The sequence below is a fragment of the Deltaproteobacteria bacterium genome, from assembly GCA_026712905.1.
Lineage (GTDB): Bacteria > Desulfobacterota > Binatia > UBA9968 > JAJDTQ01 > JAJDTQ01.
Map to the genome: position 1 here is coordinate 78,775 of JAPOPM010000077.1, position 17,731 is coordinate 96,505.

A 17,731-nucleotide genomic window follows, 5' to 3' on the forward strand; every position below is an offset into this window, starting at 1 on the left:
CCGAACTAGAGACGGTCGAAACGTACAAGTAGCGCGAACCCCCGGCGTTGTCAAAAACGACCGGGATGCGTTGTTGACACGGTTTCGGCCCGCCGTTATCCTCTGCCACGATCCACTTTCGGCGTGCCCGCCGCTTCTCGACATCCGTGAAAGAGAGCCATGATCGAATTCGAAGGCAGAACCATTCCCATGACCCTGGCCGAGGTCGCGGCTCCGCGAAGGGCCGTCCTGCTGGTCTGGGACATGCAGAACGACCAGGCCGGCAGCTCGTTCAACAAGGACGAGCTCCTGCGCGCCACCCCGCCGCTCGTCGCCGCGGCCAAGGGCGGCGGCGTGCCCGTGGTCTACGCCTTCGCCACGCCCTACGCGTGGCGCGACGAGGCGCCCGCCATGATCCGCCGCGCCATGAAGGACCAGGGCGTCGACCATCCGGGCGAGCTTGCGCCGCGGCGCACCCGCGACAGCTTCGGCTGGCGACTCATCGAGCCCTTCCAGCCCGACGAGGATGACATCCGCATCGAGAAGCGCCGCCCCACCATCTTCCTCGGCACCGAGTTCGAGCAGTTGCTGGGCAACTGGAACCGGGACGCGGTCGTCGTCGTCGGCTGCCGCACCGATTCGGGCGTGGAAGGCAGCGTCCGCGACGGGTTCTACCGCGGCCTGTCCATGATCGTGGCGCGCGACTGCGTGGGTACGAACCGCGAGAACGCGCATCACGAAGCACTGAAACGCATGGAGCGCTTCGCCGACGTGGTGGATGCCGCGGAACTGATCGCAATATGGAGCGCGGGCGCCGGCGCCGCAAGTTGAGTCGATGTCCGTCTACACTTCGCCGATCCGACCCGTGCATTGAACCGCTTACGGCTACTGCTCCGTGCGATCGTCACTGCTCTGCGCAAGTGTGGTGTCTGGTTAATTCGCATTAACCAGACACCACACTAGAGAGGCGGACGAAGTTACATGCCAGCGTTCCCCCGGACTCAAGGTGCCGCGTTGCTGATCGCCGCCTGTCTCGCCCTGCCCGCCGGGGCGGGTGCCTGGGAGAAGGTCGCCTGGAGCAGTCCGCGCCAGGGCAAGAAGCCTCCCCCGAACGTCACCGCCGTGGCCATCCTGGACCGTGGCCGTGCGTTCCTCGGCACGAGCGACGGCCGCCTGCTGCGCTGGGACGGCAACCGTTTGAACGCCGTGGACCATCCGGCCAAGGTGAGCCCGAGGAAGTTCGTCGTGAACGCGCCCGACGACGTGTGGGTGTTCGGGGACGACGCCTTGTCCCTGCACTACGACGGCACGGCGTGGACCCGGGTGAAGAATCCCCTGAACCGGCGCAAGCCTTCGGAAGGCATGCTCTGGGGCGCCGGGTGCGCGGCGCCGGACCGCTGCTTCGCGGGCACCCGCGACGGACGCCTCATCGAGTGGCACGGCAAGGAGTGGGGCCACGCCCTGAGCCCGGCGGGCAAGGCGCGCATCCACGGCATGGCCTTTGCTTCGCACCGCTCCGGCTGGATGGTGGGCGACGGGTTCTTCGCGCGCTGGGACGGCAGCCACTGGCGGAAGGCGAACATGCGGGACGTCCCGCGCATGTACGACGTGGTCCTTACCGGCGACGGCCGAGGCTGGGCCGTGGGCGACCACGGCGCGATCTTCGAGTACGACGGCGCCGTCTGGAAGAAGACGGACGTGCCCGGCTCCTTCTTCCGGCTGCGCACCGTCGCCTGCGCTTCGCCAAGCGACTGCTGGGCCGCGGGGGCGGCGGGCGCACTATTCGGCTGGGACGGCGCCCGGTGGCAACGCACCCGCCTCGGCACCCCCGAGCGGCTCACCGCGGTAGCCGTGGGCGACGGACAGGCGCTCCTGGCCGGCGACCGCGGCACGTTGTTCCGGCGGGAACCGTCCCCGGCGGCGGAATCCCCGGCACGGCCCAAGACCCCATGATTCGACTGAGCTCCCTCGCTTACCTCCTGCGCCTCGGGCCGCGCCGGCTGTTGGGGTTGGTGCAGCACTTGCCCAGCTTCCTGCGCCTCTTCTGGCGGCTCTTCAAGGATCGGCGGGTCGGATTCAAGGCCAAGCTGCTGGCCTTGGGCGTGGTCGGCTACCTGATCATGCCGGCCGATCTCGTCCCCGACCTCTTGCCCGCCCTGGGGCACTTCGACGACATCCTGCTGCTGTTCCTGGGATCCAAGGGGTTCATCGCCCTGTGCCCGCGCGAGGTGGTGCAGGAACACGTGCAACGTATCGGCCAGGGGCGCTGAGCGGCCCCTTTTCCGTCATTCCCGCGGAAGCGGGATCCAGGGGCGGCGGCGGGGCACTACGGCGGCGTTTCCCGCCTCGCCACCCCTGGATTCCCGCTTCCGCGGGAATGACGATTCGGGGCGGTGGTGCCTGTTTCGCGGCAATGACGAGTCGAACGTCATGAACGGTCGCCGAAGTCGCTGTCCCACATCTCGCGCAAACCGGCCATGGCGGCGTCGGGCAGGGGGCCGGCGCCCGAACAGGCGACGGCCTCGTCGATCTGCGCGTTGTTGGAGAACCCTACCAGCACCGTGCTCACCTCGGGCTTCATGAGCGCGAAGCGCATGGCGGCTTGCGGCAGGGATTCCAGTCGGTGGTCCTGGAGAAAGCCGAGCTTGTGGGCGCGGGCGACGTCGCGCTCGTAGTCGGAGCCGGCGGAAAGGGGCTCGCGGCTGGTGCCGCCTCCCGACTCGGGCGTCGGGCTCAGCACGCCGGCGGCCAGCACCCGGATGACGACGACGCCCATGCCCCGGGCGGCGGCCCGGTCGATGACGCGTCCGTAGTCCAGGGCGCTGAAGCCTTCGGGCACGGGCTGGCCGGCGCTGGGATTGAGCAGGTTGTAGTAGGCCTGGAAGGAATGGAACTCGCCGCTGTCCACCAGTGCGTGGATGGCCTCGACCTCGCCCAGGCCGGTGAATCCGAAGAAGCCCACGCGGCCCTGGTCGCGCAGCCGCTTGAACGCCTCGATGACGCCACCCGGCCCCAACACCTCGCCGGGGGTCATGGCGAAACGCCCGTCTTCGCGCTTCATGGCCAAGCGGGTGTGGAGCTGGATCAGGTCCACCGAGGGGCGCCCCAGACGCGCGAGCCCTTGCTCGACCTCGAACGCGGCGGCGGCGGCGATGTCGTCCAGGGCATCCGCTTCGAGGCGGATCTTGGTCGAAAGCACCACGTCTTCGCCGACCTCTTCCAGCACACGCCCGAGGTGGGTCTCCGACTTCCCCTCTCCGTAGGCCCTGGCGGTGTCGAAATAGTTGATGCCCAGGTCCAGCGCATGGCGAACCGCGTCGAGTTGTTCGTCGTGGCTTTCCCGCACCATCAACCCGCCGACGTTGCCGCAGCCGAATCCGATCTCGGAAACGCGAAGTCCCGTGCTACCCAACATCCGATATTGCATGATGCCCGCTCTCGTTGTGTACGCGCCGCCGGGTCATCCGATCGATGCCCGTGACCCTGATTCCGAGGCCGTCGACCGGCGGCCGTGGCGCACCGATTGTGAATCATCGGCCCGGCGGAATCAACCGCCGGCCGCTTGCACCCATCCGGAGTTGCACTTGAGGGACACATTGATGAAGATGCGCAGGATGAAGGGAACCGCATGCCACTGGAACTGAGCATGATCTGCGCCCCCTACGACCGCGCCCGCGCACTCATCGAGGGGAGCGTCAAGCCGGAGGGCATCGACCTGCGGGTCCACGTGGACGCCGATGACGTGAACCGGCACTTCGACGGCCACGGCGGCCACTACGACGTGGCCGAGTTCTTCACCGGGCGCTACATCGTCGACCTGCCGTTCAGGACCCTGGGCTTCACCGCCATCCCGATCTTCGTGAAGCGCATGTTCCGGCACTCCTACATCTACGTGAACACCGCCGCCGGCATCGCCGAGCCCACCGACCTCAACGGCAAGCGCGTGGGCATCCAGAGCTGGTTCACCACCACCGCCCTTTGGGCGCGCGGCATCCTGGAGGAGGAGCACGGGGTCGACCTCCGCTCCATCCGTTGGGTGGCGGGGCGGCCTCCCGAGAACCTCCAGGAGTGGACGCAGCCCGACTGGCTCAAGCTGGAGGTGGTGGACGGGTACGGCAAGCTGCGGGAGATGCTGCTGGCGGGAGAGCTCGACGCGGTCATCACCACCGCCACCCTGGCCCCCGAGCACCGCCCGCGCGTGGACTTCCTGTTCCCCGACTACGCCCGGCGCGAGCGCGAGTACTACCGCCGGACCGGTTTCTTCCCCATCCAGCACACCCTGCTCGTCCGCACCTCGATCCTGGACCGACACCCGTGGGTGGCGCGCAGCCTGTTCGACGCGTGGCAGGAGTCCAAGAGGCGCTGCTACGAGTGGCTGGAGTGGCAGCGCGTGCACCAGACCGGCCTCTGGTACCGCGCCCTGTGGGAAGAGGAGCACGCCGCCGCCGGCGACGACCCCTATCGCTGGGGTTTCCGGGAAACGCGGGCCGAGGTCGACAAGATGCTGGAGTACGCCCAGCGGCAGGGCCTCACCCGGGCGCGCTTCGCCCCCGAGGACATGTTCCACCCCACCATGCTGGAGACGTAGGCGCCTCGAACGCCCTGCGTCCCTACATCCCGTAGAACGCCCGGGCGTTGTCGCCCAGGATCTTCTCCACCACCCGCGCGGGGAGGTCACCGCGGGCGCGCAGTTTGGCGGCGACGTTGTCCTCGAAGGACTGGTCGAGGTGGCCGTAATCGGAGCCGATCATGATGTGGTCCTCGTGGATGTAGTTGAGCAGCATCGGCAGGTCCTCGTCCACCTCGCACACCACCCACATGCGGCACTCCTCGAACAGCGCCGGGCCGATGGGGATGTTCTGTCCCCGGGTCGTCCGCCGGAGCTGGTGCAGCAGGTAGGGCACCCAGGAGGCTCCGGCCTCGACGAAGCCGAAGCGCAGGCCGGGGAACTTCTCCGGGATGCGGTTGGCCACCAGGTCGCGGAAGGCGATGAGCGGGAGCATGCGCAGGTGCGGCAACGTGTGGCTCACGCGCACGTCGAACACGCTGGTGATGGCCGGCGAGCCCGCGCCGATGTGGATGCAGATGGGGAAGTCCAGGCGGCTCGCTTCCTCGTAGAGCGGGTAGAAGTAGGGCTCGGCCAGGGAACGGTCCCCTTCGATGCCGCGCATGTTCACGCCCACGGCGCCGTGCTCCTTGGCGTAGTGTAACTGCTTGATGGACTCCTCGATGGAGGTCAGCGGGAAGACCGCGGTCCAGCGCAGGCGGTTGTCGCCCTGAGCCCACACCTGCCCCATCCAGGTGTTGTAGGCGCGGCACAGCGCCACGTCCAAGTCCACGTCATCGGTGAGATACACGCCCCAGAGGGTGGAGTAGATGACTTCGGCCTCGGCGCCGCGCTTGTCCAGCGACCGTACCCGCGCCGCCGGGTCGGTCAACTGGCGCACGCCCAGGTCGATGTCCTGGCGCGTCCACTGGCGTTCCTGCTCGGCCGGCGTGCTGAGCCGGGCGCTGCCCTTGCCCACGGACTTGGGGAAGATCTGTCCGTCGATGAGCCAGAAGGCATTGGAAGTCTGGTACTCGGTGTCGCCTGGCGCTTTGAGAAGGATCGGCCGGCGGTCGTAGACGTCCTTGTCCATGAGCTCCCAGATCGCTTCCGATTCGATGACGTGGGTATCCGCATCGATGAAACCGTTCATGATCGTCTCCTTTCCGGCCATCGGCGCCGGACTCGTGAAACTCAAGCCATCCGACCCTGCTTCTCGGCGTTGGGCAAAACACTAGTGTTGTGTCTCACAAATAGGTTTACAAATCTGCTGGTCTCTTTCGCCGTCGGCCGCGTTGCTCTTCCTCGCGTGGTACCCGCCACTGCTCGTCATCGCGCCTTGCCGACAACGAAAAATCCTGCGCATCTTTGCAAACCTATTTGTGAGACACAACACTAGGGCAGCGGCGGCTCCTTGCCGGTAGCGGGCGATGCCTGCTCATAGGCGTGCGCTACCTGCATGACCGTGTCCTCGCGAAACGAACCGCTCGCGATCTGCACGCCGATGGGAAGGCCGTCCTTCGAGAAGGCGCAGTTGATGCTCAGCGACGGCAGCCCGTTGACGTTAAACGGGATGGTGCACAGAGTCAAGAAATTGCCGTAGGCTCCCTGGAGCGGCATCTTCGCGCCGTCGACGGTCACGTAACCGGCCTGGGAATCTTCCATGGAAATGGCCGGCACCGGGCCGGTCGGCGCCACGATTACGTCGACCTCTTCCAACGCGTCGTCGAATCCGTCGCAGATGAGGCGGCGGATGCGTTGCGACTGGTTGTAGTCCAGCCCGGACACCGTCAGCGCCTGGATCTGGGTGGAAAGCATGCTCGGGCTGTAGTCCCGGGCATGGTGCCGCAGATAGTACTCGGCGTCCCCCGTGCTCTCCACCCGGCTGGCGCAGAGCTGGACCGCGGGGATCAGGTCCATGTGGGGAACGGTGACATCCTCTACCGTCATCCCCAGGGAACGCAGGGTGTCGAGCGCTCCGGCAAAGGCTTGCTTGACTTCGTCGGAGGCGAACTTCTCGAAGTATCCCTTGATGATACCGACGCGCATTCCTTCGACGGACATTCCGAGACCGGCGGAATAGTCGGGCACCGGGGCCGCGGCACTCAGCGGGTCCTGGGGATCGTATCCGGCGATGACCTGCATCATCAGCGCGCAGTCTGTCACGCTGCGGGTCAGCGGACCGAAATGGTTGGTGGAGTATCCACCCGTGCCGGGGACACCGCCGAACACGCTGACGCGCCCGTAGGTGGGCTTGAGCCCGACGATGCCGCACAGGGCCGCCGGATTGCGCACCGATCCGGCGGCGTCGGTGCCGACCGACGCCATGCACATGCCCGCGGCAACGGCCACGGCCGAGCCGCTGCTGGAGCCGCCGGGGATCCGCTCGAGGTTCCAGGGGTTGCGCGGGGTGCCGTAGAACGGGTTCACCCCATGGCTTCCCTTGGCCCATTCGTGCATTTGGGTCTTGCCAAGGTTCACCGCCCCGGCCTCCCGCAACCGGGTCACCACGGTGGCGTCGAAGTCCGGAATCCACCCGGACAGCGCCTTGGCGCCGGCCGTGGTGCGCACCCCGCGGGTGGCGAGATTGTCCTTGATGGCCACCGGTATGCCGTGAAGCGGGCCGCGGTAATCGCCGGCGGCGATCTCCTTCTCCGCGGCCGCGGCCTCCTCCATGGCGCTCTCGGGCGTCGGCGTGAGATAGGCGCTCAGCAGCGGATTGAGCCGCTCGATCCGCTCGATATGGAGCTTCGTGAGTACCACTGGCGAAACCTCGCCGCTACGAATCTTCGGCGCTACTTCGGCAATCGTCAGGGTTTCCAAATCCTTGTCGACCATTTCGGGCATGCTCCTTCTCGGGGTGACTTCCGGATCGTCTCCGGGCACGGTTCTCGGCCGGGCCTATACGCGGGAATCCGCGTGAGGGACAAGATCCGTAGCGAAACAAAGCTGTTTATTCAAAATTACTTCATCAACTTGCGTAAGGAAACTACTTTTGTTAAAATCCTGATCGTTTGTGCACTGCATTTGGCGCGTCTCCCAGGACGTATGGTGTGTTTGACGCTGGAGTGGCTACGTGAATACAACGAGAGCTTGCCCAAACCACGATTTTGGTAACGTTGACTGCGTAAAACACAATTCACGAACCTGGCAACCGGCGTATCGCGAGATGCTAACGCCGGCTGTCGTGCTCCTGTCGATTACGACGACGGCCGCCTTCGTTGTTCTTTACACCGTCATCGGCGCGGCGGGGACCTACGCGACCCTCGATTGGCCGCAACGTCTCGCCTTGTGGGGAATCGCCGGCGTCTTTTGTTTCCCCATCTGTTACGCCACGGCAGTCCTGGCTCTTTATCTCTGGGACTCGCGACCGTTGGGACAGCTCCTATTCGCTTTGACCGCGGTGACCGCGGGCTTGGCCATATCATCTACCGCGCTCATCTACACGCTCGACCGGGTTCTGTGGCCCGAGTACCCGGCCCATGACTTGGTCGCGCTCTACGTGTGGGTTTTTCCTCCGATGGTACTGGGCAGCATTTTCGTCTCGTATTTGATCTCCAGACGCCAACGCCAGGGCCATCCCGTCGATCGGTTTCCGGAGGCGGCCTCGGAGCCACGCGGTCGGATTCCCGCGGCGCACCCCCACGAAGGCTCGGTGGCGGTTGCCGTGCCGGCAGACCCATCTCAGCCCGACTCCCCGTTCTTCGCGCGACTTCCCGCGAAGCTGGGTCGTGACCTGATCTATCTCAAAATGAACGATCACTACGTCGAAGCGTTCACCTCCGCCGGGCGCGGCATCATCCTGATGCGCTTCGCCGACGCCGTCACCGAGCTCGGTGACGCGGGAATGCAGGTGCACCGATCCTCCTGGGTGTCCTTTCGCCACGTGGTGACGTTGGTGCGGGACCGACATCGCAGGTTCCTGGAACTGACCGGGGGACACAGGGTGCGGGTGAGTCGCACCCACCTTCCCGCGGTTCGCCTGGCCATAGAAAGTCTGGAGGCGGGTATCCGATCCGGGCCGAGCGCGAGGATGTCCAGCAAGGTGAGCCCAGATCCCATCCGTATCGCGGCCACGGACGACAACCCGCCACAATCCTTGAAACCACCCCCTAACGCGATGCCGCCCCAGCGTCAGCCCCCGGCGCAGAGTGTTCTGCCCTTGAGCCACTTCCTTCCAGTGGGAAGCGGAGACTCCGAGCCGGTTTCTCCAGCACCGCGGTCACGCTAACGCGCACCGGCAGACTCGTATGCTACCGGGCGGGACGCTCGGCCCGCGTGCTACCCCGGCGGCCGGCGCTCGAACCAGCGGGCGTGCTGCTGGTAGGCGTAGCCCACCCTCAGCAGCGTGGACTCGGCGAAGGCCTTGCCCCAGAACTGCATGCCCACCGGCAGGCCCTTGGAATTGAAACCGGACGGAATGGCCAGGGCCGGCACACCGGCGAGGTTGGCCGGCGAGGGGTAGTCCGGGCGCAGCATCTTGTTCACGGCGTCCAGTCCGTCCAGTTCCGCGGCCAGCGGCGCGGGGGTCGGATTGGTCGGAAGGGCCATGACGTGGACCTCACGGAACACCGCGTTGAACTCCCGCCTGAGGCGGCTGCGCATCCGCTGGGCCTGGACGTAGTCGCCGGAGGTGGACACCGCGCCGATGAACAGGCGCGCGCGGCGGGACTCCGACGCCTCACCCGACATGGCCGCGTCCATGTCGGCCCGGCAGATGTTGTAGAACTCGCACGAGTAGATGAGACCGTTGGCGATGGTGGCATACTCCATGCTCGGCACCGACACGTCCCGGACCTTGGCGCCCAGGGACTCAAGGTCCGCCAGCGCTCGGTCGAACAGGTCCAGGACCTCGGGGTCGGTGTCGATGAGCTTGAAGTAATCCCGCGGCACCCCGACGACCATGCCCGAAACGCCGGCCCGCAGGTCCGCGCTGTAGTCGGAGACCTCCACCTGACTCGAGGTGGGGTCCCTGGGATCGAAGCCGGCCAGGACCTGGAGCATATGCGCCAGATCCTCCACCACCCGGGTCATGGGGCCGGCGGTGTCCAGCGACCACCCCAGCGGCGCCAGTCCGAACCTGCTGACCCGCCCGTAGGTGGGCTTCAGGCCGGATATGCCGCAGAAGGACGCGGGATTGCGGATGGATCCCGCGGTGTCCTCGCCCAGCGAGCCCATGCACAGCCCGCCGGCGATGCCGGCACCGGAACCGGTGCTGGAGCCTCCCGGCACGTGGTCGAGGTTCCAGGGATTCCGCGCCCCCTTGATGCCTCCCGGAAGGCCGCTCATGTTGAGCTTGCCGAGCAGTACCGCTCCCGCCTCGCGCAGGCGGCGCACCGCGGCGCAGTCTTCTCCCGGTCCGGGCGGTTGCGGGATGCGCACCATGGAGAGTGCCCCTTCGACGTCGTACTGGTCCTTGACGGCGAAGGGTATCCCGTGCAGCGGTCCCCGATAGCGGCCGTTCTGAATCTCCCGCTCCGCCGTGCGCGCCTCTGCCAGCGCGCCCTCCTCCATGAGGTTCACGTAGGCGTGCAGGTCGCCGTCCACGGCATGAATCCGGTCGAGATAGGCCTGCGTCAACTCCACGGGCGACACCTCGCGCTTCTGCAAGCGCGGGGCGATGCTGTCAATGCTGGAAAAACACAAATCCGACATGTCCGTTCCTCGTCGTTGCGCAGACCGCCCTACCGGTCTTCGTCCGTGTCGGGGCGGAAGACCCCGCCCACCTGTTCGCCGGCCAGGTTGATGGAGTGAAGCTTGTCCAGGCTCTCCATGTAGTCTTCCAGCATGGGGATGAAGCGCGCGCGGTCGCTCTCGGCCATTTCCAGCCCGGCGCGGCGCAGCAGCCGGCTCAGGGTTTCCTCGGTATCCTTGTCCATGACGAACCTCCTGTTCTCGATGACGTCGTACCTCCTCCGCCTCACCCCAGGTCGCCCCACAACAACTGCACGGCACACACCGCCGCCAGGGCCGCGGTCTCCGTGCGCAGGATGCGCCGGCCGAGCCCCACGGTGCGAAACCCGCGGGCCTCGGCTCGCGCCGCCTCCTCCCCGCTGAAACCGCCTTCCGGGCCCACCATCACCAGCACGGACCGCGGGCTGTTCAATTCTCTCTCAAGGGAAGCCAGTCCCCTGCCTTGCGAGTCTTCCCAGAAGAACAGCCGGACATCGCACCGCCAGTCCCGGTCGAGTATGGCGTCGAACCGGTCCGGCTCGTCGATCTCCGGGATGCGGGTGCGCCCGGACTGCCGCGCCGCCGCGGCGGCGATCTTCCGCCAGCGCTCGCGGCGGCGCTCGCCCTTGTCGCCGCCGAACCGCGGCACCGTATGCGACGAGAAGAACGGCGTCACTCGGGTCACCCCCAACTCGGTGGCCTTCTCCACGATCCAGTCCATCTTGTCGCCCTTGCCCACGGCCTGGGCCAGCGTGACCGCCAGGGGGGACTCCCGCTCCGGGCGATAGGACCGTACCACGGTCATGGCGGCAACTCCACCTTCATAAGCGCGGATCAGGGCCTCGTGCTCGGTGCCCTCGCCGTCCCACAGCAGCACCCTGGAACCGGGGCGGAGGCGCAAGACCTTGCGCATGTGCGCGAGCTCGGGACCCGCCACCGTGGCGCTGCCGTCGCGCACCGAATCGGGCGAAACGAGAAAGCGCGGCAGGCTCATGGTTCCCTGCGGAGCAGCACGGTGCTCCACTCCTTGCGGTCCTTGCGTTGGGCGATTCGGAAGTCCCGGAAACGCGGCATCACCACGGGAACGTGTTCGCGCAGCAGCCCCGACAGGACCAGCGAACCCCCGGCGGCCACGCGCCGGTTCAGCGGAGCCGCAAGCTCCACGAGGGTCTCCAGAATGATATTGGCCACCACCAGCGGGAAGCGGCGCCGGACGCGGGCGACGGGCATGCCGCTCAGGGTCACCGGCCCGTCCATCCCGTTGAGCCCGAGGTTGACCCGGGCCGCCTCCAGCGCCACCGGATCGTTGTCCAGCGCCAGCACCTCGTCCACCCCGAGCCGGGCCATGGCGATGGCGAGGACGCCGGACCCGGTGCCCACGTCCAGTGCCTTGGCCGGCGCGGCACCGGCGCACAACTCGTCGATCAGCTCGAGGCAGCAGCGGGTGGTCTCGTGGGTGCCGGTGCCGAAGGCCATGGCGGGCTCGATGAAAACCACGTGGCGGCGGTTCTCCGGCGGTGGGAGCCACGGCGGCGTCACCACGAGCCGGCGCCCGATCCGTTGGGGCTTGAAGCGGCCGCGCCAGGAATCGTGCCAGTTCTTCCCGGCCATCACCCGCCAGCGGGTGCGCCCCACGAGGCAATCCGGGAAGACCTGTCGGAGCCCGCGCAGATAGCGCCGGACCGCGAGCTTGAGGGCGGCGGCGTCGGCGGTGTCGGGAAAGAACGCGCGCAGGGAACGGTCGCCGCAGACAACACCCGTGGAGCCTTGTTCCACGAGGAAGCTGGAGATCGTGTCCTGCACCGGGCCTTCGGCCTGGACGGAAAGCTCGAACCAGCGGGCCACCATGCCTTCCTATATGTCACAGGGCCGGCCGCCGGGGGAAGGCAACGCGGGTGTTGCCTGGGGACGGGCCGCTGGTAGAATGGGCTCATTATGGCACAGGACATGGAACAGACGCCTGCCTGCTACCGCGCCGACAACGCGGCGGACTTCTCGTACGCGCCGGACCGCATGACGGTCTTCGAGGAGGCCAACCGCTTCCGGCGGGAGTTCGGGATCACGCCGGCGGCGGCCGATGCCAGGAGGATCGATCTACTCCTCATCGACGTCCAGCGGGACTTCTGCCACCCCGAGGGCACGCTCTACGTGGGCGGCCGCGACGGCCGCGGCGCGGTGGACGACAACCGGCGCATCGCGGAGTTCATCTACCGCAACCTCGCGCGGCTCACCCACATCCGCTGCACCCTGGACAGCCACTACAACTTGCAGATCTTCTTTCCCTGGTTCTGGGTGGACCCCCACGGCGAGCCGCTGGCGCCTCATACACTGATCACAGTGGACGGCCGCGACGCCAAGGTGCTGGTCAACATCGATCCCGCGGGTAATGTCCTGAAGGAGGACGTCCTCCCCAACCCGGCCATGACCCCGTGGGTCACCGACAAGGGCTACGACTGGCTGGTGGAGCAGTGCCGATTCTACAACCACGAGCTGGCGGCCGGCGGCCGCTACACCCTCTACCTGTGGCCGCCCCACTGCCTGGTGGGAAGCCCCGGCCACACCGTCACGGGCGTCGTCGACGAGGCCAGAACGCTGCACTCGCTGGCGCGCTCGACCCAGTCCTGGGCCGAGATCAAGGGCTCCCACAACCTGACGGAGAACTACTCCGTGCTGCGCCCCGAGGTCCTGACCACCTGGGACGGCGGCGTCCTTGCGGAGCGCAACGCACGCTTCTACAAGACCCTGGTGGAGGCCGACGCGCTCATCGTCGGCGGCCAGGCCGCCAGCCACTGCGTCAAGAGCACCGTACAGGACCTGCTGGAAGAGATCCGGCGGGAGGATCCGTCGCTGGCGGGCAAGGTCTACCTTATGACCGACTGCATGTCATCGGTGGTGGTCCGGGGTGAAGACGGCGCCATCGCCGCCGACTTCACCGAAGCCGCCGAACAGACCCTGGACGAGGCCGCTTCCGCCGGCATGCGCTTGGTGAAGTCCACGGAGCCGATGGAGAGCTGGCCGGGGATGTGACCGACAACGCTGCGCGGCGGGGAAGGCGTAGCGGAATACGATCGCGGACGGCTGCGTTCCCGTGACAAGGCGCGTTCAAACGGCCCCGGCCACTTCGAGGAATCGATCATATCGCCTGGAGAGGAACTCGACGGAGGGCCTGTCCGCGGGTCTGCGGGGTAGCGCAATGGGCTGGTCGTGAAGCCCCTGAATCGCGTGCTGAAGTGTCGGACCATCAAATTCCTTGAGAATATCCGTACGCACTTCAATGGTCCTGTCGGGCCGCACCCCTACGAAGAAACGGTCGAACGTGGCGTGGTGCAGTCGACACAACGACAAGCCGTTGCGCACAACCGGCTGACCGTCCGGCTCCGTATCTGGAATAATGTGCGCTGCGTCAAGCAACTCACCATGACGCAGTCGGCAGAAGGCGCACTGATGACGGTACGCCCGCAGGACCCTCTCACGGAACGCGCGTTGGTGCAGCCGGCGCACAGCCGTTGTCGTGAGGTACTCTCGCCGAATATCGGCTACGGTTCCGGTATCGTAGGGCACCTGTGAGAACAACTCGAGCCGATCGGGATCGTCCACTGCTACCGAAAATGCGAGATCCTCAGGTGCGTCGCGGACGATGTACGCAGGCCAGATCGCCAAGTACCTCGCCGGAACGATCCCGTGAAAATAGGCGAGCGGGAGTTTGTGTTGCATCGTGAACCGCAGTCCGACGTTGTCGCGGTGCTGCGGATCCGTTCCACGATACCGGTATCTCAAGAGATTGTCGTAGCCGAACTCATCGTCGTATGGCCCATCGGGAGCGATGGTGATAGACAACGGCACAGACATGACGGCGGGCTTGAATATCCCTTGCGGACTTAGCAACGGAACCCGTCGTTGGTCCAGCTCGAATCCCCGTGCAAGCCTTTCACGCGACAATACGTCGCCATGGAGTGAAACCTGGTGCGCAAGCCACTCAAAAGCAGCGTTTCTAACTCGCGCATCGTAGTTTCGGTCGAATTCCATTAAGGGTGCATCCCCGCAACCGAGAGTCAGGCAGATGATACTGCTGTCTCCAAACCGTCCTCCAGACGCAGCTTGACCCGTTGCAGGAACCGGGCGCCGATGGCGCCGTCCACGACGCGATGGTCGGCGGACAGGGTCATGGTCATCATGGAGCGGATGGCGATATGACCGTCATGCGGCACCACGCGGGGCGCCACACGGCCCACGGCCAGGATGCCGCATTGCGGTGGATTGATGATGGCGGTGAAGCTGTCGACGCCGAACATGCCGAGGTTGGATACCGTGAACGTGCCGCCCTGGTAATCCGTAGGCATCAGCTTGCGGTTCTGAGCCTGGGTTGCCAGCTCACGGCTGCGCAGCGCCAGCTCCTCCAGGGGCAGCTTGTCGGCATTGCGGATCACCGGGACCACGAGGCCGTCGTCGACGGCTACGGCCATGCCGAGGTTGACTTCGCCATACTGTTCGATTCCCTTGTCCGTCCACGACGCGTTCATGGCCGGCGATTCCGCCAGCGCCCTGCCCACGGCCTTCAGGATGAAGTCGTTGACGGACGGAACCGAACCCGTCCCCTGCTGCTTCAACGCCTCGCGCCGGGACTCGACGCCGGTCATGTCCACCTCCATGTCGAGGTAGAAGTGCGGCGCCGTTTGCTTGCTGGAGGCCATGCGCTCGCCGATGAGGCGGCGCATGCGGCTGAGAGGGACGGAACGCCCGGCACCGGCTTCCGCCGGCGCGTCCGTGGCCGTGGAAAGCACGTCGCGGGCCACCACCGCGCCCTCCGGTCCCGTGCCCGTCAGACCGGCGAGATCCAGGCCCTGCTCTTTCGCCAGCCGCTTGGCCGCAGGAGATGCGAGAGTTCGTCCTGTTCGTGGGTCGGCCGCGTGCGATGGCGCTACCACCGCCGGGGCCTTCGTTGGCTGCCGCGTTGGCGCGCGACCCTTGCGCTTGCCCGGACGCGCCGGGCTTGCGGATTTCCCCGGCGCGGATGTCGCCTCACCCGGCTCCATGACCAGTGCGATGGTCTGCCCCACGGGGATGTCGTCATCCGGAACCGCGGTGACGCGGGCCAGGATTCCCGAAGCCGGCGCCTCCACCTCCACCACCGATTTGTCCGTCTCCACCTCCATCAACATCTCGCCCTTGGTGACGGAGTCCCCTTCCTGCTTGAGCCAGCGCACCAGCCGGCCCGTTTCTTGGGTCGCGCCCATGGCCGGCATTATGACATTCACCGCCATCGGGTTCAGCTTTGCTGTAGCCTTGGATAGGAGACGGGGCAGGAGCCGCACGGCCCCTGCCCCGGGGTTGTTCGGATCACTCGTAGAAGACGCCGGGGATGGGCTTCTCCAGCACTTCCTCAAGGGTGGTGGCGCGGGACCATTGCTCGGCCGGCCGGCTCTCGCCCTCCCAGCCGATCTGGTCCATGGAGGCATAGAGCTCGATCTGGAAGCCGTCGGGATCGGTGAACTCCACTCCCGGGTTGCAGCCGGGCCCTCTGCGCCCTTCGTACAGGATGGGCACGCCCTTGGCCTTCAGGAAGTCGCGGATCTTGAACAGCTCGGTGACGGTTCCCACCTCCAGGGCGAAATGGTTGAACGCCACCTGGTCCGGCTCGGGCTGCCCCTTGTTGGACTTGGACGGGAACAGCGCGACGGTATGGTGATCCGACGCGTTGCGGAGAAAGATCATGCCGCGCTCGTTCACGTCCGACACGTGGAACCCCATGATCTCCGTCCAGAACTTGGTGCTGCGCTCGAGGTCGCTCACGTTGAACACCACGTGCCCGATCTTCTTGACCTTGACCGGGGTTATTTCCTCACTGCTCATGTCCGTCTCCTTTCCTTGCAGGAACGGGGAAGTCTTGGAGCCCCCGTGACCCGTGTTCTCTTTGGCGTTTCTCAGTCGATGTGAACGAAGGCCCTGGCCCAGTTGTCCGGCACCAGCGTGTGGCCCTGCCCGGTAACATCCTCGGCGAGGAAAACGTCGCCCGCCACGAAGGTCCGCGAGGTGCCGTCGCCCACCCGGATCTCGGCGGAACCCGCGAGGGTGATGCAGTATTGGCGCCGCGGAGCGGTATGAAAGTCTCCCAGATGGGTGGCCGGATCGTTCTTCAAGACCAGGCCGGTGACCGGCAGGGTTTCGAAGAAACGGCCGCCTTCCGCGCTGGCATCCATATCCTCGAAGTGGGACTGGCCGTCGTCCCCGGTGAACAATCGAACGAATTGCACGGTAAACCTCCTGTCTGCCCGTATGCGCGGCGGCGGCGCCGCTTCTCCTTTTTACGCCTACAGGGAAGGATAGATCAATCGGCGGACCGCGCCGCGGACGATCGCTCCGTCCGGTGTGCTATACTCGCCGCCATCCGAAACGGGAGGCATCCATGCGACTCAAGGACAAGGTCACCATCATCACCGGCGGCGGACACGGACTCGGCAAGGCTTACGCGAAGCGGTTCGCGGAGGAGGGAGGCCAGGTCGTCATCGCCGACATCGACGGCGCCGCGGGCGAATCCGTGGCCGAAGAGCTGAATCGGGCGGGTCAGATGGGGTGGGCGCGTTCCACCGACGTGAGCCGATACGACAGCATCGAGGGCCTCGTGGCCGAAACCCTCGACCGCTTCGGCCGCATCGACGTGCTGCTCAACAACGCCGCCATCTACGTGACCCAGCAGATGTGGATGGGACGGGTGGAGGACTGCCCGCTGGACGAATGGGACCGGGTCATGGAGGTGAACCTCAAGGGCGTGTTCATGTGCTGCCGCGCCGTCATCCCGGTCATGAAGGACCAGCAGTCCGGCAAGATCATCAACATCGCCTCGGGGACGTTCCTGAACGGCACCAGCAACATGCCGCACTACACCAGCTCCAAGGGCGGGGTGGTGGCGCTGACGCGCGTCATGTCCCGGCAACTCGGCGACTGGAACATCAACGTGAATTGCATGACGCCGGGCTCCACCATGAGCGAGGACGTCATCACCGACGAGATCCGCAAACGGCGGTCCGACAGCGCCGGCCGCCGGGCCTTCAAGCGTATCCAGGTGCCCGAGGACGTCACCGGCACCGCGCTGTTCCTGGCCAGCGCCGACAGCGACTTCATGACCGGGCAGTTGCTGGTGGTGGAAGGCGGCGGGATCATCCACTAGGCGGAAGCAAGCGAGGAGCGTTCTCGTGCGGAAGACCTTTGCATAATCCAGGTTGAATGGGCAAAGTTAACGGAAGGGGTCGCTGAGGGAGTCCGGGAAGAGAGCAAAGATCCCCGCAGACAGGGGGCCCATATGACGAAACAGCTCAGGGTCATTGTTGAGAAGCACAGCGATGGGTATGTTGCCTATCCGCTCGGACTGCGAGGCGTCGTCGCCGGCCAAGGCGACACCTACGAAGACGCCCTTTCTGATGTCAAGTCGGCTATCACGTTCCACATCGAGACGTTCGGTCCTGACGTCTTCGACAGCGACTCGCCAGCGTTGGAAGTCTTCATTGCCGAAGCCGGAATTACCTTCTAGATGGCACG

19 protein-coding genes are annotated in these 17,731 nt (G+C 66.1%); 8 read left to right on the forward strand and 11 right to left on the reverse strand.

Annotated features, from left to right (window positions below; translation table 11 throughout):
• Nucleotides 1-159 precede the first annotated feature (159 nt).
• The 3 genes from OXF11_06170 (at nucleotide 160) to OXF11_06180 (ending at nucleotide 2,249) form a co-directional block, all read left to right on the forward strand.
• Nucleotides 160-810: a cysteine hydrolase gene (locus OXF11_06170; protein MCY4486689.1), complete on the forward strand. Its 651-nt coding sequence runs from the start codon at nucleotides 160-162 to the stop codon at nucleotides 808-810.
• A 150-nt stretch (nucleotides 811-960) separates the two neighbouring features.
• Entirely contained in the window at nucleotides 961-1,932 is a 972-nt protein-coding gene (locus OXF11_06175; protein MCY4486690.1) for a hypothetical protein, read from the forward strand.
• A complete protein-coding gene (locus OXF11_06180; GenBank protein ID MCY4486691.1) occupies nucleotides 1,929-2,249 on the forward strand; it encodes a DUF1232 domain-containing protein in 321 nt (106 codons plus the stop codon). Before OXF11_06175 ends, OXF11_06180 begins: the two co-directional genes overlap by 4 nt.
• 158 nt (nucleotides 2,250-2,407) lie before the next feature.
• On the opposite strand, the gene OXF11_06185 is transcribed toward OXF11_06180, so the two are convergent.
• On the reverse strand, nucleotides 2,408-3,406 hold the full coding sequence (locus tag OXF11_06185) for an aldo/keto reductase (GenBank protein ID MCY4486692.1): 999 nt from the start codon (nucleotides 3,404-3,406) through the stop codon (nucleotides 2,408-2,410).
• A gap of 201 nt (nucleotides 3,407-3,607) precedes the next feature.
• Between OXF11_06185 and OXF11_06190 the strand changes: the two genes are divergently transcribed.
• On the forward strand, nucleotides 3,608-4,567 hold the full coding sequence (locus OXF11_06190) for a hypothetical protein (protein ID MCY4486693.1): 960 nt from the start codon (nucleotides 3,608-3,610) through the stop codon (nucleotides 4,565-4,567).
• Nucleotides 4,568-4,589: 22 nt separating this feature from the next.
• On the opposite strand, the gene OXF11_06195 is transcribed toward OXF11_06190, so the two are convergent.
• Nucleotides 4,590-5,678, reverse strand: a complete 1,089-nt coding sequence (locus OXF11_06195) for an amidohydrolase family protein (GenBank protein ID MCY4486694.1) — start codon at nucleotides 5,676-5,678, stop codon at nucleotides 4,590-4,592.
• A 242-nt stretch (nucleotides 5,679-5,920) separates the two neighbouring features.
• Nucleotides 5,921-7,363 carry an amidase gene (locus OXF11_06200; protein MCY4486695.1) on the reverse strand — a complete coding sequence of 481 codons (1,443 nt, stop codon included), beginning with the start codon at nucleotides 7,361-7,363 and terminating at the stop codon, nucleotides 5,921-5,923.
• Between the two features lie 238 nt (nucleotides 7,364-7,601).
• Here OXF11_06200 and OXF11_06205 point away from each other — a divergent pair, with 238 nt between their 5' ends.
• On the forward strand, nucleotides 7,602-8,756 hold the full coding sequence (locus OXF11_06205; GenBank protein MCY4486696.1) for a LytTR family DNA-binding domain-containing protein: 1,155 nt from the start codon (nucleotides 7,602-7,604) through the stop codon (nucleotides 8,754-8,756).
• 50 nt (nucleotides 8,757-8,806) lie between these two features.
• Here OXF11_06205 and OXF11_06210 read toward each other — a convergent pair whose 3' ends face one another.
• Genes OXF11_06210 through OXF11_06225 form a run of 4 tightly spaced genes read right to left on the reverse strand, consistent with a single transcriptional unit; the run spans nucleotide 8,807 to nucleotide 12,046 of the window.
• Nucleotides 8,807-10,180, reverse strand: a complete 1,374-nt coding sequence (locus OXF11_06210; protein ID MCY4486697.1) for an amidase — start codon at nucleotides 10,178-10,180, stop codon at nucleotides 8,807-8,809.
• A gap of 29 nt (nucleotides 10,181-10,209) precedes the next feature.
• Nucleotides 10,210-10,404, reverse strand: a complete 195-nt coding sequence (locus OXF11_06215; GenBank protein ID MCY4486698.1) for a hypothetical protein — start codon at nucleotides 10,402-10,404, stop codon at nucleotides 10,210-10,212.
• A 41-nt stretch (nucleotides 10,405-10,445) separates the two neighbouring features.
• On the reverse strand, nucleotides 10,446-11,192 hold the full coding sequence (locus OXF11_06220) for a 16S rRNA (uracil(1498)-N(3))-methyltransferase (GenBank protein ID MCY4486699.1): 747 nt from the start codon (nucleotides 11,190-11,192) through the stop codon (nucleotides 10,446-10,448).
• Nucleotides 11,189-12,046 (reverse strand): 50S ribosomal protein L11 methyltransferase, encoded by an 858-nt coding sequence (locus OXF11_06225; GenBank protein ID MCY4486700.1) that lies wholly within the window; start codon nucleotides 12,044-12,046, stop codon nucleotides 11,189-11,191. Before OXF11_06225 ends, OXF11_06220 begins: the two co-directional genes overlap by 4 nt.
• A gap of 87 nt (nucleotides 12,047-12,133) precedes the next feature.
• Here OXF11_06225 and OXF11_06230 point away from each other — a divergent pair, with 87 nt between their 5' ends.
• Nucleotides 12,134-13,225: a nicotinamidase gene (locus OXF11_06230; GenBank protein MCY4486701.1), complete on the forward strand. Its 1,092-nt coding sequence runs from the start codon at nucleotides 12,134-12,136 to the stop codon at nucleotides 13,223-13,225.
• 75 nt (nucleotides 13,226-13,300) lie between these two features.
• On the opposite strand, the gene OXF11_06235 is transcribed toward OXF11_06230, so the two are convergent.
• The 4 genes from OXF11_06235 to OXF11_06250 all read right to left on the reverse strand — a co-directional run bounded on the left by OXF11_06235 (nucleotide 13,301) and on the right by OXF11_06250 (nucleotide 16,449).
• On the reverse strand, nucleotides 13,301-14,224 hold the full coding sequence (locus OXF11_06235; GenBank protein MCY4486702.1) for an HNH endonuclease: 924 nt from the start codon (nucleotides 14,222-14,224) through the stop codon (nucleotides 13,301-13,303).
• A 26-nt stretch (nucleotides 14,225-14,250) separates the two neighbouring features.
• Nucleotides 14,251-15,441 (reverse strand): dihydrolipoamide acetyltransferase family protein, encoded by a 1,191-nt coding sequence (locus tag OXF11_06240; protein MCY4486703.1) that lies wholly within the window; start codon nucleotides 15,439-15,441, stop codon nucleotides 14,251-14,253.
• Nucleotides 15,442-15,535: 94 nt separating this feature from the next.
• On the reverse strand, nucleotides 15,536-16,048 hold the full coding sequence (locus OXF11_06245; GenBank protein MCY4486704.1) for a VOC family protein: 513 nt from the start codon (nucleotides 16,046-16,048) through the stop codon (nucleotides 15,536-15,538).
• A gap of 71 nt (nucleotides 16,049-16,119) precedes the next feature.
• The gene (locus OXF11_06250; protein ID MCY4486705.1) at nucleotides 16,120-16,449 is read right to left on the reverse strand and encodes a hypothetical protein; all 330 of its coding nucleotides are present in this window, start codon (nucleotides 16,447-16,449) and stop codon (nucleotides 16,120-16,122) included.
• A 152-nt stretch (nucleotides 16,450-16,601) separates the two neighbouring features.
• Here OXF11_06250 and OXF11_06255 point away from each other — a divergent pair, with 152 nt between their 5' ends.
• Both OXF11_06255 and OXF11_06260 read left to right on the forward strand, forming a co-directional pair.
• Entirely contained in the window at nucleotides 16,602-17,363 is a 762-nt protein-coding gene (locus tag OXF11_06255) for an SDR family NAD(P)-dependent oxidoreductase (GenBank protein ID MCY4486706.1), read from the forward strand.
• A 132-nt stretch (nucleotides 17,364-17,495) separates the two neighbouring features.
• The gene (locus OXF11_06260; GenBank protein MCY4486707.1) at nucleotides 17,496-17,723 is read left to right on the forward strand and encodes a type II toxin-antitoxin system HicB family antitoxin; all 228 of its coding nucleotides are present in this window, start codon (nucleotides 17,496-17,498) and stop codon (nucleotides 17,721-17,723) included.
• The last annotated feature ends 8 nt before the right edge of the window (nucleotides 17,724-17,731 follow it).